The following is a 16,240-nucleotide window of genomic DNA, read 5'->3' on the forward strand; positions in this document are numbered from 1 at the left end:
TCTACTTCCGTATGGCGGGATTGTTGTCCGTTTGCACAGTCCGCCCCGGACCCGGAGCCGGGGCGCACGTGTCCGCGCGTGCTCCGCCCGTGTGGCCGTGCGCCCGCCCGTGCGCTCTGGCCGGTCCGGGGGCCCGGCGATTCGATGTGCGGTGCGTGGGTCGGCCCGCTGCGCGGATCGGGCGGGCCGGGGGATGCCGCTACCTCAATCCCCGCGGGTGGCGGAACGGGCCGGGGGGCGGATTCCGCCTCCCGGACCGCGCCCACGCCCGGCCGCGCGACAGCTCGCGACGGCCCTCTGTACGGCCCTCGGGACGGTCGAAGAATGGCCGAAAGAGACCTATGGGACGGGGGGAACGGAACGCCAAATACTGCGTCACGGGGGCGTGTTCGTTTGCATGTGCGCCCCCTTTGACCCTCTCGCACGCCTGTCCCGTGGCAGCATGGACCCGAGCCACCCGGGGTCCCGCCGACCGCGCCCTCAGCGCCGTCCGTGCTGCCCGTGCCCCGGTCATGTGCCCACAGGCTGGGGAGGCGGCGGTGCGCTGGTTGGTGGGTTGGAGCAGTATCGCCGCGAGCTTCGGCACGGCCGGCCGCGTCCAAGGCCACGCCTCCGGCCAGGGCGGACACCGCCCCGGCGGATACGGCCACGGACGCGACGGCGGCTACGGCGACAGCGGTTACGGGGACACCGGCTACGGCGAGGGCGGCGCGCCCCTGCGCGGAGGCATCGCGGACGCCGCCCATCCGGGCGACCCGGGCGCGGACGCCGAACGCACCGTCCACCCCGTCGGCGCCCAGCTGCTGTGGGGCGACCCCGACCCGCTCTGGGCCGTCGGCGACTGGCGCCCCGACGAGATCCGCACACTCACCGCCGACCCCGCCGACCCCTTCACCCGGCTCGCGGTCCTCGGCTGCTGCGGTGCGACCGACGCCGAACTGCGCCGCGCGCTCTACGCCGCCCGCGGCGGCGCGCTGCGCCACCTCACCCAGTGGTCCGGCAGCTACACCGCCGTCGTCCAGAACGGCCGCCGCATCACCGTCCTCGGCGACCTGGCGGGCGCACGGCCCGTCTTCTACACCCCCTGGGCGAGCGGCACCGCGTACGCCACCGCCGCCCTCCCGCTCGCCGACCTCATCGAGGCGCAGCTCGACATCGGCCACCTCGCCGCCCTGCTGGCCTGCCCCGACAGCCCGGAGGCACTGGGCGACGGCACACCGTACGCGGGGGTGCGGCGCATCCCGCCCGGGCACGCGCTCATCCTGCGCGAGGGATCCCGCGAGATCACCGGCTACGAGCAGGCCGCCTCACTCGCGGTGGCCGCCCCCGAGGCCGACGCCGGGCGCGCGGTGGAGGGCGTACGGGAAGCGTTGGTGGACGCGGTGCGCGCCCGGCTCACGGCGCCCCGGCATGCTCCCGACACCCTGCCTCCGTACGATCCCGGCCCCGTGCCCGGCATGGGCCCCGCCGACCGGCGCGCGGCCCGCGGCGCCCCGGCCCCGGGGGTGGGCGCCGACCTCTCCGGCGGCAGCGCCTCCGCGACCCTGGCCCTGCTGGCGGCGGGCCTGCCCGGCGCCCCGGGCAGTCTGCTGAGCCCGGCCGGGGCGCGGCTGCTGGCGGTCACCTTCAACGACCTGGCCACCCCGCAGGGGCGCGAGGCCGAACTGGAACGGGCCAGGATCATCGCGGCCGACCCGCGGCTGCACCACGTCGTGGTGGCCGCCGCCGAGGAAGCCCTCCCGTACGCGGACCTCGACGGCCCGCTCACCGACGAGCCCGGGCCCTCGCTGGTCTTCGCCGCGCGCGAGCGCCGCCGGCTGGCCGCGGGCAGCGCCGACCACTTCACGGGCCACGGGGCCCGCCAGGTCCTGGACGCGCACCCGGCGCGCATGGCCGACCTGCTGATGGACCGGCGGCGGCGCCACCTGCTGCGGCCCGTGGCGGCGCTGGCCCGTTCGGCCTCCGCCTCGGGAGCTGCCGGGGAGTCCCTGCTGGTACCGCTGACCGTGTACGCGGCGGCCCGCAGGCTTTCCCGTACGACGTACCGCGCGGGCATGGAAGCCGCCGCGGCCAGACTCCGCGAGGGCGGGGTCACCGAGAGGTCCTCCGGTCCGGTGGACGCCTCCCTCGCCGCCCTGACCTGGTCGCGGCCGGGCCCGGCGGCGGGCTGGCTCACGGGGGAGGCACTGGCGGAAGTATCGATCCGTCTCGCGGCCGCCGCCGGCCGCCCGCCGCTGTCGCTGCGGCCGGGGGAGGCGCGGGCCCGCGCGCTGCTCGCCCGGCACGCCGCCGACCACCGGGTCTTCGAGCAGGCCGTGGAGGTCCGCAGCCAGCGCCTGCACGCCCCCTTCCTGGACAACCAGGTCGTACGGGCCGCCCGCGCCCTCCCGGAATCCCTGCGGGTCCAGCCCGGAGCCCGGGCCGAGATCCTGCGGACCGTCCTGGCCTCCGCCGGGGTGCGCGAGTTCCCGGCGGGCTGGGGGGCCACGGCCCACACCCCGAACGAGACGGCGACCCGGCTGGGGCTGCGCGCCGCCCTGGGCGACCTGCTGGACCTGTTCGCCTCGCCGCTGCTCGCGGACGCCGGGCTGATCGAGGCCCGCGTGGTGCGCCAGGCGCTGCTCGACGCGGCGGACGGCCGCCCGGTTCCGCTGGACGGCCTGGCGGAACTCGTCTCGATGGAGCTGTGGCTCCACCGCCTACTGGCCCGCCGCGGCACCTGCTGGACGGGCACCTCCGCGGCCCGCCGCAGGGCGGTCCCGGAGGGAGTCCCGATGCACCGGCCGGCGCTGTCGTGACGGGGGCGGGCAGGGGCGGGCGCCCGAGGGAGTGCCGGTGCACCGCCGGGCGTCGTCCTGGCCCCCGGGCCCGGCGTAGGGCGGGTGCCCGAGGGAGCACCGGTGCGCCGCCGGGCGTTGTCCTGGCCGAGGCTGGGCGGGGGCGGTGCGCCGTCGGGCGCTGTCGTGGCCGGGGCCGGGCCCCAGCCGGTGCACTGCCCCGCGCGGTCCTGAGCGCCGCCGGGCGTTGTCCTGCCCGGGGCCCGACGCAGCGCGGTGCCCGAGGAAGTACCGGTGCGCCGTCCGGCGCTGTCCCGACGGCGGCCGGGCCACCTCCGGTGCACTGCTCGGCGCTGGCCTGAGCGGGGGCCGGACTGGGGGCGGTGCGCCGCCGGGGCGTTGTCGTGACCGGGGCCGCGCGGGGGCGGTGCGCCGTCCGGCGCTGCCCTGACGGCACCCGGGTCACAGGCCGGTGCACTGCCCGGCGCTGTCCTGACCCCGGCCCGCCGCAGGGCGGTCCCGATAGGGAGTGCCGGTGTGCCGTCCGGCGCTGCCCTGGCGGCGGCCGGGCCACAGCCCGTGCCCCGCCGGGCGTTGTCGTGACCGGGGCCGGGCGGGGGTCAGTGCGCCGCCGGGCGTTGCCCTGACGGCGGCTGGGCGCAAGGCGGTGCCCGAGGGAGTGCCGGTGCGCCGTCCGGCGTTGTCCTGGCCGGGGCCGGGCCGCGGCGGTGCGCCGTTCGGCGCTTGCCTGACCGCGGCCGGCCAGGCGCGGGCCGGGTCCGGGCGCGCAGCGTCGAAATTCGCTGCCGGATCCCCGCAGGGGCCGGCGCCGGGCGTTGTCCTGGCGGCGGCTGGGCGCAAGGCGGTGCCCGAGGGAGTGCCGGTGTGCCGTCGGGCGTTGTCCGGGCCGGGGCCGGGGCCGGGGCCGGGGCCGGGGCCGGGGCCGGGCGGGGGCGGTGCGCCGTTCGGCGCTTGCCTGACCGCGGCCAGGCGCGGGGCGGATCGCGGTCAGGGCGCGCAGCGTCGAAATTCGCTGCCGGGTCCCCGCAGGGGCCGGGCAGAATGGCCCGGTGCGCTACCTCATCCTCGGCCCCACCGAGGCGCGCGACGAGACCGGCGCCCCCCTCCTCCTCGGCGGCGCCCGGCTGCGCGCGCTCCTCGCCGCCCTCGCCCTGCGGGCCGGCGCCCGCGCCTCCGTGCCCGACCTCGTCGACGAGGTCTGGGGCGACGACCCGCCCCAGGACGGCCCGGCCGCCCTCCAGGCCCTCGTCGCCCGCCTGCGCCGCGCCCTCGGCAGCCGCGCATCCGTCCATACGGACCCGGCCGGCGGCTACCGCCTGGCCGCCGAGCGCGAGGACGTCGACCTGCACCGGTTCAACCGGCTGGCAGCCCACGGCGCCCGTCAGCTCGCCACCGACCCGGAAGCCGCCGCCCGCACCCTGCGCGAGGCCCTGGCCCTGTGGCGCGGTCCCGCCCTCGCCGACCTGCCCGAGCCCGCCCGCACCGCCCACGCGGCGGCGGCCGAGGCCCGCCGTGGCGCGGCCCTGCGGGACCGCATCGAGGCCGAACTGCGCGCCGGCGTCACCGCCACGGCCCCGGCCGATCTCCTGCCGGAGATCGAGACGCTGATCCAGGAGCGCCCGTACGACGAAACCGTGCGCGCCCAGCAGATCCGCGCGCTGCGCGCGGCGGGCCGACCCGCCGAGGCCCTGGCCGCGTACGAGCGCACGCGCCGCGTCCTCGCCGACGGGCTCGGCACCGACCCCGGCCCCGAACTCACCGCCCTCCACGCGGAACTCCTCCGGCCCGCACAGCCACCGCGGCCCCGCCCGGAATCGCCCCGGCCCTCGCAGGCCCGGCCCCCACAGCCCCCGCGCGGCAACCTCCGCCCCCGCCTCACCTCCTTCGTCGGCCGCGAACCCGAACTGGCCGCCCTGCACACCGACCTGGCCCGGCACCGCCTCATCACCCTCACCGGGCCTGGCGGTTCCGGAAAGACGCGCCTCGCCGAGCACGCGGCGGCCGACCACCCCGAGGCCGGGTGGATCGTCGAACTCGCCCGCCTCGACCACCCCGCCGCCGTCCCCGGCGCCGTCCTCAGCGCCCTCGGCCTGCGCGAGAACTCCCTGGTCGCCCGCGAGAAGACCGCCACCGAGGACCCCACCACCCAGCTCGTGGAGCACTGCGCACACCGCCGCCTGCTCCTCGTCCTCGACAACTGCGAGCACGTCATCGGCGCGGCCGCCGAGCTCGCCGAGCGACTCCTGACGCACTGCCCCGGCGTCCGGATCCTGGCCACCAGCCGCGAACCCCTCGGCGTGCCCGGCGAGCGTGTCCGACCCGTCGAACCCCTGCCCTCCGCCCACGCCCACCGTCTCTTCGCCGACCGCGGGGCCGCCGCCCGCGCCGGGTTCGCCGTGGACGAGGACCCGGACGCCGTGGCCGAGATCTGCGCCCGCCTCGACGGTCTGCCGCTGGCGATCGAGTTGGCGGCGGCCCGGCTGCGGCTGCTGACCCCGCGCCAGATCGCGGACCGTCTCGACGACCGGTTCCGCCTGCTGACCAGCGGAGCCCGTACCGTCCTGCCGCGCCAGCAGACCCTGCGCGCGGTCGTCGACTGGTCCTGGGACCTGCTGGACGAGTCCGAACGGGCCGTCCTGCGCCGCCTGTCGGTCTTCGCCGGCGGCTGCGACCTGGCCGCCGCGGAGGCCGTCTGCGCGGAGGGATCCCTCGACGTGGCCGATGTCCTCGGCTCCCTCGTCGACAAGTCCCTCGTCGTCGCGGAGCCGCACGGTCCAGGGCTCGGCGGCGGGTCCGCAATGCGCTACCGCATGCTCGAAACCATCCACGAGTACGCCGCCGAGCGCGCCGCGTCCCACCCCTCGGACCCGGCCCACCCCTTAAACCCTTCGGACGCCCGGGCCACCGCCCGCCGCCACGCCGCCCACTTCCTCGCGCTCGCCGAGGAGGCCGAGCCCCTGATCCGCTCCGCCGCCCAGCTCCCCTGGATCCTCCGCATCGAGACCGAGCTCGACAACCTCCGCGCGGCCCTGCACACCGCCGTCGTCGTGGACCGCGACACCGAGACCGCCCAGCGCCTCGTCTTCGCCCTCGGCTGGTTCTGGTGGCTGCGTAACTACCGCGCCGAGGGCGCCGAGTGGACCGCCCGCGTCCTCGCCGACACCTCCTCCGACCACCCCGAGGGTTCGCCCGCGTACTGGCGGCGCATGCGCCTGCAGATCCTCAACCTCTTCCTGCTCGCCGAGGGTAAACCCGCCGAGAGGTTCCGCACCGCCGAGTACCGCGCCCTCGCCGCCCGCATCAAGGAGACCCACCGCCACGGCTCCCCGCAGGCCGCCACCTTCCCCGGCATGCTGTGGCCGATGACCGCCTTCCTCACCGGTGAGGCCCCCCTCGACTTCCACGCCGACCTCGACCAGTCGGTGTCCAACTGCCGCCGCTACGGCGGTGACTGGGAGCTTGGCGTGACCCTCCTGGTGCGCACCCACATCGCCATCGACGCGACGGGCGGCCTGCTCACCGTCGACGCCGACCTCGCCGAGCTGCACGAGATCACCGCCCGGGTCGGTGACCGCTGGACCCGCGCCCAGGTGGCGGCCGCCGCAGGAGAGGTCGCCTTCTCGCGCGGCCGCTACGCCGACGCCCGCGCCGAGTACGAGGAGTGCCTGCGCCTCGCCCGCGAGGTCGGGGCCCACGTCGAGGCCCCCTACGCCATCGCCCGCATCGCCGAGGTCGCCTACTGCGCCGGAGAGTTTGCGGCCGCCGAGCAGCTCCTGGCGCAGGCCGACCGCGAAGCCGGCCGCTCCGGCGGGGTGTACGACGTGAACGCCTTCGTCCGGCTCCTCTCGTCCCTGATCGCCCTCCAGCGCGGCGACGCCGACCGGGCCCGCGCCGAGTGCGCCCGCGCCCGTGCCGAGGAGCAACGCACCTCCGTGCCCCCGCAGCTCACCGCCGGGCTGGACACCGTCGAAGCCGTCCTCGCCGCGCACGAGCACGGCCCGGCGGCGGGTCTTGCCCGGATCGGGCCGGCTCTGGGCGCGGCCGTCGCCGCCCGCTGCGCCGAACGGTTCCTCGCCGGCATGGCCGAGGCCGCGGCCGTCATGCTCGCCGACGCCGACCGGCCCGCCGACTCCCTACGGGCCCTCGCGGCGGCCACCGCCTGGCGCGCGGGCCTTCCGCGCTCGGTCCCCGAGAGCGCCGCCGTGGCGGGCCTCCCGGAGCGGGCCCGCGCCCTGCTCGGCCCGGCCCGCTACGCCCGGGAGGAACGCTCCGGAGCCGCACTCACCCCGGCGGCACTCGCCGCGGCCCTCACCACCGACTGCTCACCGGCAGCCGATCCCCACCGGCTCGTCATCCACACCTGATCACCCACAGCTGATCACCGCGTCCGCCCAGCTCGCCAGCGCCGGCAGAGTGCCCGGCCCGTCCCTCTCCACCACCAGCCGCAGCGTCTTGCGCCCGGAGAGGGAGACCGACACGGCCGCCGGCGGGTCCTCGAAGCCGAGGGCGGCGGACTGCCACAGCCGCTGCCCGTCCGCGTACACGGAGAACCGCACCGCGCCGTCGGTGAACAACGACAGGCCGTCCACCCCGGCCCCCGCCGAGAACGCGGTGCACCGCCGGTTGAGGGCGATCTCCACCGAGGAACGCGAGTTCACGGTGATCCCGTGCTGGAACCGCCGGTCGCCCACCTTCAGCCCCCAGCGCTGCCACACCCAGCTGCTGCGCCAGGTCTGCACCTCGGGGCCGCTGTGGTCCCCGTACGCCGAGTGGCGGAGCACGGCGAGCCGGAACCCCTGCGGCGGCTTCGCCAGAGGCGGGGGCGCCTGCGCCGCGGGCCTGCTCGGGGAGGGCGCGGCCGAGGGCTTCTTCCGGCTCGGCGAGGGCGTGGGCGAGGCCGGCGCCGGGGGAGCGAGCGCGGCCGGAGCCGAGGGCGCGGGCTGCCGCGACGGTACGGCGCTCCGCGAGGGCTCCGGCTCCGCCACGGGCGGGGCGGGGGTCTCCGGCTCCGGCGGTACGACGGGCACCGCGGGCGCGGCCACGCTGGGGGCGGGCGCCGCCCGGGCCTGCGGCTCGGCATCGTCCCCGGTGAACGCGAACACCACCCCGGCGGCCGCGGCCACCGCGATCCCGGCGGCGATGGCGGCCTTCGCGGGCAGCCCCAGCCCCTCGGAAGCCAAGGCCCCGGCCCCGGCGGTCGAACCGGCCCCACCACCGGCGCCGCCCGCCCCGGCAGCGCCCGCACCTCCCGCGGCCCCTGCTCCCGCTCCCGCCCCCGACCCGCCGGCGGCCGCCGCGGCCCCGGCACCGCCGGCGGCGACGGCCCCACCGGCCACGACCCCGGCGGCCTTGGCCGCGTACCCGGCGGCGAACCACCCGATGACCGCGACCGGCAGCAGCGCGGGAATGCCCGCGTTGACATCCTTGAGCTCACCGGCGGCCAGCCGGCACTTCACGCACTCCTCCAGGTGCTTGCGCAGCCCCAGCTCGGCCCGCATCCGCAGCCCGCCCCGGGCATAGGCGCCCAGCCGGTCCGCGTAGCGCGCGCAGTCGCCGCCCTCACTGAGGGCCGAACTCACATGGGCTTGCAGATACGCCTGCTTGAGCCCCTCGCGGGCGCGACTGGCCAGCACCGCCGTCGCGTTGGCACTCAGCCCGAACAGGGGTGCGATCGCACTCGGCGAGGCCTCCTCGACGGTGGTGTGCCACAGCACGGCCTGCCACCGCTCGGGCAGGCTCCGGAAGGCCTGCATGGCAAGCGACTGCTCGGCCTCGTGCATCGCCCGTACGTCCGCGCCCAGTTCGAGCGTGTCGTCCCCGGCCAGTGCGGCCCCGCTCTCCGCACCCCTGACCGCCTGCTCCGCGAAGACGGCGAAGTCCTCGACGAGATGCTCCCGCTTGGCGGTCTTGACCCAGGCGGCGGCGACCCTGCGCACGGTGGTCAGCAGGTAGGCCCGCACCGACTGGTCCGGCCCCGCCCCGCCCCGTACCGCCTGCAGGGTCCGCGCGAACACCTCGGCGGTCAGGTCGTCGGCGGTGTGGCCGTCCCGGCAGCAGGTCCGCGCGTAGCGCCGTACGGCATCGGCGTGCCGACGGAACAGCTCCTCGTAGGCACCGTCGTCACCGCCCCGCATCCGGGCGACCAGCTCCCCGTCCGAGGGCGGCAGCTCGCCGCTGATGCCCGCGGTCGCGGAAAGGCCGGTGGAACGGGCGTGTCGTCCGCCCGGTTCGCGCTGCGCCGGCACCTGCCGGGCGGGCAGGCTGCCCCCCTCGACCTCGCTGCCGGCGCCACCGAGTGGCTCCTCCCGCCCGTCAACGCCCATCGCGGAAGCCCCCGCACGACACACTCAACCGGTACACCGATCAAGCGTGTCACACGGCGGCCACGCGTCGGCCCTGTCTGCGCACCATCCACTCGTCCGGGCAGGATTCAGCGAATCGTCGTACTGATCCGTACCGATCCGCACTGATCCGCAGTGATCCCCGACCGTGCGAGCGGACGGTGCCTCGGGTCACGGCCCCGCGTCACGCAAGGTCACACCGTGCGCGACCGCAGCCCTTCGAGCAGGATGTCGAGCAGCCGGGTCGAAGCCGCCGCCTGCTGCGCCGGGTCGGGCAGCGCGGGCGCCGCCGTCGCTATCACCAGCAGTACATCGGCCACCGTGACGTCGCCGCGCAGTGCACCGGCCTCCCGCGCCCGGTGCACCAGCCGGCCGACGACCTCGAGCAGCGCACCGGCGCCCGCGTCGTCCGACGGCTCGTCCCCGGCCGCGCTCCGCGTGCCCAGGACCCGCAGCTCGGGAGCCGCCCCGGCCGCGACCGCCTGGCGCTGGTGCGGAACACGCGCCGCCTCCGCGTCCTCGGCCCCGTCCTCGCTCTCCGCGCCGACCCGCAGCACCTGCGGCGGCAGCAGCCGCCCGGCACCCGAGGCCACGGAGGTGCGCAGGAAGCACGACAGCGCCTCCCACGGCTCCTCCTCCTGGCCCAACGCAGTCCTGGCCTGCTCGGTCAGCCGAGCCGTCTCCTCCTCGGCTATGCGCCGGACCAGGACGTCCTTGCTCGGGAACCGCCGGTACACGGTGCCGACACCGACCCGCGCACGCCTGGCCACGTCCTCCATCGGAGCCCCGTAGCCCAGCTCGCCGAAGACCTCGCGGGCCGCTCGCAGGACGTGCTCCAGGTTGCGCTGCGCGTCGACGCGCAGCGGCGTGGACCGGCCTACGCCGTGCGTGGTCGTGGCGCCCGCGAGCGGGCGGCCGTTGGCCTCGACCGAGAGTGCGGTCGCAGAACCATGGAAGTCGGAAATGTTCATATGTTTCCCCCGGTAATCATTTGTCTCCCCCCGGAGACACTCCCCGCCTTCGTGTCGAGAGGGGCCACGGTCTCGGGCCCGGTCCTACTTCTCGACGGGATACGAACATAGTTGAGCCAGACTCAATTCAGAAGAGGCAGCCCCGGACGGACCACCGCCCGATCGGAGCATTCACCCTCACTTTTTCCTCACACGTTCCCGGAATCAGCCATTCCGTGTCCTCTGACCTGCGGATTCCCACCCCCACCAGGGGTCCGCTTCACCCCCGTCCCGGCATCACCTCCGGTCACACAATTTGTCGGGGCTGTGGACAAACTCCCGGCCACGTTGCGTCATGGGATGGTGAAGGCTGCTAACTCCCGGGGCACGGCCCCCGGTACCCCGCCCCGCACGCGCATCCTGATCGTCGGCGGCGGCTACGTCGGCATGTATACGGCGCTCCGGCTCCAGCGAAAGCTGAGAGCCGGCGAAGCCGAGGTCACGGTGGTCACACCCGAGCCCTACATGACGTACCAGCCCTTCCTCCCCGAAGCAGCCGCGGGCTCGATCTCCCCACGTCACGTCGTGGTCCCGCTGCGCCGCGTCCTCGACAAGTGCCGCGTCGTCATCGGCGAGGCCCAGCGCATCGACCACTCCAAACGCACCGTCACCGTCGCCACCCTCGCCACCGCGGACGAGGGCACCGGCCCCACGGAGATGGAGTACGACGAACTCGTCCTCGCCCCCGGCTCCATCTCCCGCGCCCTCCCCGTCCCGGGACTCGCCGACTACGGCATCGGGTTCAAGACGGTCGAAGAGGCCATCGGCCTGCGCAACCACGTCATCGAACAGATGGACATCGCCTCCTCCACCCGCGACCCGGCCCTGCGCGACGCCGCCCTCACCTTCGTCTTCGTCGGCGGCGGCTACGCCGGCGTCGAAGCCCTCGGCGAGCTGGAGGACATGGCCCGCTACGCGGCGCGGTACTACCACAACATCAAGCCCGAGGACATGAAATGGGTCCTCGTCGAGGCCAGTGACCGCATCCTCCCCGAGGTCGGCCCCGACATGGGCGTCTACACGATCCGCGAACTGCGCCGCCGCAACATCGACCTCCGTCTGGAGACCCGGCTCGAATCCTGCGAGAACCGCGTCGCCGTCCTCAGCGACGGCGCCCGCTTCCCCACCCGCACCGTCGTGTGGACCGCCGGCGTCAAACCGCACCCGATCCTGGCCGCCTCCGACCTGCCCCGGAACGAGCGCGGCCGCCTCGCCTGCACCGCCTTCCTCACCGTCGAGGGCGTGGAGCACGCCTGGGCCGCCGGCGACGCCGCCGCCATCCCCGACATCACCGCCCCGCCCGGAACCGAAGGCCCCGGCCGCGAATGCGCCCCCAACGCCCAGCACGCCCTGCGCCAGGCCAAGGTCCTCGCCGACAACCTCCTCGCCGCCCTGCGCGACGAGGTCCTGACCGAATACGCCCACAAGTACGCGGGCTCCGTCGCCTCCCTCGGCCTCCACAAGGGCGTCGCCCACGTCTACGGGCGCAAGCTCAAGGGGTACCCCGCCTGGTTCATGCACCGCGCCTACCACCTCAGCCGCGTCCCCACCTTCAACCGCAAAATGCGCGTCCTCGCCGAATGGACCCTCTCCGGCCTCTTCAAGCGCGAGATCGTGTCCCTGGGCTCCCTCGAACACCCCAGGGCAGAATTCGAACTCGCCGCAGGCGGCGGCCCCAAGTACCCGCCGCCGCCCCCCGCCCCCAACCCCCCGCAGAACAGCCAGAGCTGACGTTGTCAGTGCGGTCGGCCACACTGGACGTGTGACCATAGGTGGGCTCACACCTGCACAGAGTGACATCGTCCAGTCAGCGACCGCTTACGAGCGACACAGCGACCACTCGCGACACCACGAGGCTTGAACGCAGTGAACTTCACGCGCTGGAGCGCCCGGTTTCCCGGAACGCAGCGCCGCGCCGCCGCCCGGACCGAACACGCCGCCGCCCAGACCAAGCGGGGTGAAGGCGCGGTACCGGCGGCCCGCGGCGGCCCCGCCCCGGGAACCGAGCGGTCCACGCCCGCCGCGGACGGCCACCCCGCCGACCCCACGGTCCGCGGCACCGGCTCCGCCACCGGCGCCGCGAGCGGGGCCGGGACCGGGCCCGCCCCGGCGCCGCGCCGCGGCAGCCCCGCGCCCGTGCCCTCCCTCGACGAGCTCTCCGTACGCGAGGTCCTCGGCCGGCTCCCGTCCCTGGTCGCCCTCGTCCACGGCCCGGAACACCGCATCGCCTACGTCAACGACGCCTACACGGCCGGCTTCGGCGCCCGCACCCCCGGCGCACCCGCCCACGAAGGCCTGCCCGAGCTCGGCGAGCTCGGCCTCCTCCCGCTCCTCGACCAGGTCCAGCGCAGCGGCAAGTCCCGCACCGCCAAGAACCGCACCGCACCGGGTGGCGGCAGCTCGTACACCGTCACCTGCACCCCCGTCGAGTTCCCCAAGCCCGAAACCGAGAGCGAACGGGAAAACGGAAGCGGAAGCGGAAACGAAAGCGGCTCCGACCCCCACCACACCGGAGTCCTGATCCACCTCGCCGACGTCACCGACCACGCCGAGGCCGTCGAGCGCCTGCGCGCCAGCGAACGCCGCCAGCGCGAGGCCGCCGTCACCCTCCAGCGCTCCCTGCTCCCGCAGGAGCTCGAACAGCCCGACGACCTGCGCGTCGCCGCCACCTACCAGCCCGGCGGCACCGAAGCCGCCGTCGGCGGCGACTGGTACGACGTCATCACCCTCGGCGCCGGCCGCACCGCCCTCGTCATCGGCGACGTCATGGGCCGCGGCGTGCGCGCCGCCGCCGTCATGGGCCAGCTGCGCACCGCCGTCCGCGCCTACGCCCGTCTCGACCTGCCCCCGCACGAGGTGCTCCAGCTCCTCGACGGCCTCGCGGCCGAGATCGACGCCAGCCAGATCGCCACCTGCGTGTACGCGGTCCACGACCCCAACGAGGGCCTGCTCGCGTACGCCTCCGCCGGCCACCTCCCGATCCTGGTCCGTGACGAGGACGGCACCGTACGCAGAGCCGCCGACCCCACCGGCCCGCCCCTCGGCACCGGCGGCTGGCTGCACACCTCCGGCACCATCGCCCTGGGCCCCGGCTCCACCGCCGTCCTCTACACCGACGGCCTGGTCGAACGCCGCGGCGAGGACATCGACGAAGGCGTCGCCGCGCTCGAACGCGCCCTCTCCGGCGCCCAGGGCACCCCGGCCGTCATCTGCGACCGCCTGATGCGCGCTCTCGGCGTGGACGCCGACCACGACGACGACGTCGCCGTGATGGTCCTCCAGCAGCCCGCCCGCACCGGCACGGACGCCGAGCTCTTCCACAACGCCGGCCTGGAACTGCACGGCGGCATCGAGGCGGCCCCGCGCGCCCGTGCCTTCGCCCAGGGCGTCCTCGCCTCCTGGCGCTTCCCGATCGAGCTGTGCGACCTCGGCGTGCTGGCCGCGAGCGAGCTCGTCGCGAACTCCCTCCAGCACGGCACCCCGCCCATGCGCCTGCGCCTGCGCCGGACCGACCGCCGCCTGATCGTCGAGGTGACCGACGGGGACGACCACCTCCCGCGCCGCCGCCGCGCCGAACCGGCCGACGAAACCGGCCGCGGCATCTCGATCATCGCCACCATCGCCTCGTCCTGGGGCTCCCGCCGCACCCCGGGCGGCGGCAAGGCCGTCTGGTGCGAGTTCGCCCTGCCGGACAAGTGACCGTACAAGTGACCGGACACGCGCAAGGCCCCGATCCTCAGGACCGGGGCCTTGCGCGTTCTTCTGACGTCCTACGAAGCCCTACGCGTGCACGGGCTTCGCGGCAGCGGCCCCGGCCACGACGGCCGGACCGCCCTGCGCCACGACCCTGGACAGCGACGGGTTGTCCTGCGCCGGGCTCAGACGCCTGCCGAGCCGCAGCGCCAGGAACGCGATCCCGAGGGACACGAGCACGAAGACCCCGATGTAGAGCAACGGAATCCCCGCACCGAGCGGCACCCCGAGCGGCCCCAGCGCCAGCGCCATCTGCTTGACCAGCGCGAAGGCCGAGTTGTACTGACCCACCGAGCCCTCGGGAGCCAGATCCGCCACCAGCGGTGCCAGGGTCGGCGACAGCATGGCCTCGCCGATGCCGAAGAGCGCGTACGTGGTGATGAACGCGGCGGCGGCCATCAGGGCGCTGCCGTGCCCCAGCCCCGAGAACCCGGCGATGATCCACGCCCCGGTCCAGATCAGCCCGACGAGCGCGATCACCCGCGACCGCCGCCGCTTCTCGACGAGCCGCAGCACGACGAACTGCGCGACGACGATCGCCCCGGTGTTGGCGGCGAGCGCGAAGCCGAGCGTGGACGGGGAGATCCCGGCGGCCTCCGTACCGAAGGCGGCCAGACCCGACTCGAACTGCCCGTAGCAGGCGAAGAACACCACGAAGCCCAGCACGCACAGCTGCACCATGGCCTTGTGGCGCATCAGCCGCCGCCAGCCGCCGCCCGGCTGCGCCGCGTCCTTGGGACGGGCGTCCTTGAACCCCGGGACGTGCGGCATCCGCACGGTGGCGATGACCCCGGCCAGCACCAGGAACATCACGGCCTCGATGCCGAACAGGAGGGTGAAGCTGCCCGGCCGGCTCTCGTCGACGATCTGGCCGCCGATGAGACCGCCGATGCCCAGACCCAGGTTCTGCACGAAGAACTGAAGGGCGAACGCACGGGTCCGGGTGGACGGCGTGGAGCACCACACGATCATCGTGGCCAGGGCGGGCTGCATCACGGCCTGCCCGGCGCCGAGCGCCAGCGCCGACAGCAGGAGGGGCACGAGGCCGGTGGACAGCCCGAGCGAGAGCGCCCCGGCCGAGGCGGCGACGGCAGCGCCCATGACCACCGGGACGGGACCACGCCGGTCGATGACGCGGCCGGTGAAGGGCAGCGCGACCAGAGCACCCAGAGCGAAGGCCACGAACGCGCTCGTGGCGGCCATGGAGCCCAGAGCCCGGACCTGCGCCACATAGATGTAGAGGAACGGAACCGTGAAGCCGATGCCGAACGCGGTCAGCGCGTTCCCGGCCTGGATCCGCCGCAGCGCGGCGCCCATCACCCTGGTCACTTTCACCTGCCTTGATAACTGAAGCCTGAAGACTTCATACCTAAAGTTCGATGCTTAACACTACACACCGAAGGAGTTAGACGCCAACGGCTTCATGCGATACTTCGACCCATGGGTGACACCCCCGACGGCACTGCGCCCGTCCACGAACCGAGCCTCGATGAGCAGATCGCCGTCTACCAGCGCGAGTTCCAGGACCTCGACCCCCAGGTCGAGAAGGTCGTGTCGGCTCTGAGCCGCCTGAACCGCCGGATGAACGTCGCGTACGGACGCCAGACCGCCGCCCTGGGCATCAGTAACGCGGAGTGGGAGGTCCTCAAGGCCCTGGTCATCTCCGGCGCTCCCTACCGGATGGGCCCGAGCGAGCTCGCGAAGCAGTTGGGCCTCACGCCGGCGGCGATGACCCACCGGATCGACCGCATGACGGCGGAGGGACTGGTCACCCGCGAGCGGGACGAGTCCAACCGGGTCCGCGTGATCGTGGAGCTCACGGACGAGGGCCGGAGCAAGTGGCTGGACGCCATGCGCGCGGCCACGGTCTTCGAGGAGGACCTCCTCCAGGACCTCTCCACCGCGGAGCGCGGGGTGCTGGGAGACATGCTGACCCGCCTCCTGGACCGCGTAGAGGACCTCCAGTCCCCCGGCTGATCACCCGGTTTGACACGGCCCCCGTTGATCCGTAAGGTTCTTCGAGTTGTCCCAGAGCCGGAAGGTTTCGGCGACGACACATCCCGCCGCCTCGTTGCGGCACCCAACTCTGCACGATCTCCCACTGGGAACGAATTCGGCATGCCCGAATTAATTTCCGAAGGCCGATTATGAATCGCCGGGGAAATCCACTAGAGTTCGGGAGTCGGAAGGGCCCAACAGCCCGGAAGACAAACCCCGCTGACCGGGGGTCAGGCCCGAAAGAGTCTGATAGAGTCGGAAACGCAAGAACAGAACGAAAGCCCGGAGGAAAGCCCGAGAGGGTGAGTACAAAGGAAGCGTCCGTTCCTTGAGAACTCAA

At 74.7% G+C, this 16,240-nt stretch carries 8 protein-coding genes; 5 read left to right on the forward strand and 3 right to left on the reverse strand.

Annotation, left to right across the window (positions count from 1 at the left end):
• Window positions 1-539: 539 nt before the first annotated feature.
• Window positions 540-2,798 (forward strand): asparagine synthase-related protein, encoded by a 2,259-nt coding sequence (locus tag AC07DU_RS29750; protein WP_453374798.1) that lies wholly within the window; start codon window positions 540-542, stop codon window positions 2,796-2,798.
• A gap of 1,049 nt (window positions 2,799-3,847) precedes the next feature.
• A complete protein-coding gene (locus tag AC07DU_RS29755) occupies window positions 3,848-7,162 on the forward strand; it encodes a BTAD domain-containing putative transcriptional regulator (RefSeq protein ID WP_479114788.1) in 3,315 nt (1,104 codons plus the stop codon).
• On the opposite strand, the gene AC07DU_RS29760 is transcribed toward AC07DU_RS29755, so the two are convergent.
• Together AC07DU_RS29760 and AC07DU_RS29765 are read right to left on the reverse strand one after the other, a co-directional pair.
• Window positions 7,163-9,121, reverse strand: a complete 1,959-nt coding sequence (locus AC07DU_RS29760; RefSeq protein WP_479114790.1) for a sigma-70 family RNA polymerase sigma factor — start codon at window positions 9,119-9,121, stop codon at window positions 7,163-7,165.
• A 212-nt stretch (window positions 9,122-9,333) separates the two neighbouring features.
• The gene (locus tag AC07DU_RS29765; RefSeq protein WP_360902326.1) at window positions 9,334-10,110 is read right to left on the reverse strand and encodes a TetR/AcrR family transcriptional regulator; all 777 of its coding nucleotides are present in this window, start codon (window positions 10,108-10,110) and stop codon (window positions 9,334-9,336) included.
• Between the two features lie 339 nt (window positions 10,111-10,449).
• Between AC07DU_RS29765 and AC07DU_RS29770 the strand changes: the two genes are divergently transcribed.
• Together AC07DU_RS29770 and AC07DU_RS29775 are read left to right on the forward strand one after the other, a co-directional pair.
• Entirely contained in the window at window positions 10,450-11,880 is a 1,431-nt protein-coding gene (locus AC07DU_RS29770) for an NAD(P)/FAD-dependent oxidoreductase (RefSeq protein ID WP_479114792.1), read from the forward strand.
• 135 nt (window positions 11,881-12,015) lie between these two features.
• Entirely contained in the window at window positions 12,016-13,848 is a 1,833-nt protein-coding gene (locus tag AC07DU_RS29775; protein ID WP_479114794.1) for an ATP-binding SpoIIE family protein phosphatase, read from the forward strand.
• An 81-nt stretch (window positions 13,849-13,929) separates the two neighbouring features.
• Here AC07DU_RS29775 and AC07DU_RS29780 read toward each other — a convergent pair whose 3' ends face one another.
• Entirely contained in the window at window positions 13,930-15,219 is a 1,290-nt protein-coding gene (locus AC07DU_RS29780; RefSeq protein WP_479114796.1) for an MFS transporter, read from the reverse strand.
• Window positions 15,220-15,342: 123 nt separating this feature from the next.
• Here AC07DU_RS29780 and AC07DU_RS29785 point away from each other — a divergent pair, with 123 nt between their 5' ends.
• The gene (locus tag AC07DU_RS29785; RefSeq protein WP_360902320.1) at window positions 15,343-15,879 is read left to right on the forward strand and encodes a MarR family winged helix-turn-helix transcriptional regulator; all 537 of its coding nucleotides are present in this window, start codon (window positions 15,343-15,345) and stop codon (window positions 15,877-15,879) included.
• Window positions 15,880-16,240 lie beyond the last annotated feature (361 nt).

It is taken from the genome of Streptomyces sp. NPDC045695, assembly GCF_056432025.1.

Bases quoted from the DNA above. Each gene is read 5' to 3' on its own strand.
- AC07DU_RS29785 (WP_360902320.1), top strand. From the start codon at position 15,343: ATGGGTGACACCCCCGACGGCACTGCGCCCGTCCACGAACCGAGCCTC.
- AC07DU_RS29780 (WP_479114796.1), bottom strand. From the start codon at position 15,219: ATGGGCGCCGCGCTGCGGCGGATCCAGGCCGGGAACGCGCTGACCGCG.
- AC07DU_RS29765 (WP_360902326.1), bottom strand. From the start codon at position 10,110: ATGAACATTTCCGACTTCCATGGTTCTGCGACCGCACTCTCGGTCGAG.
- AC07DU_RS29770 (WP_479114792.1), top strand. From the start codon at position 10,450: ATGGTGAAGGCTGCTAACTCCCGGGGCACGGCCCCCGGTACCCCGCCC.
- AC07DU_RS29760 (WP_479114790.1), bottom strand. From the start codon at position 9,121: ATGGGCGTTGACGGGCGGGAGGAGCCACTCGGTGGCGCCGGCAGCGAG.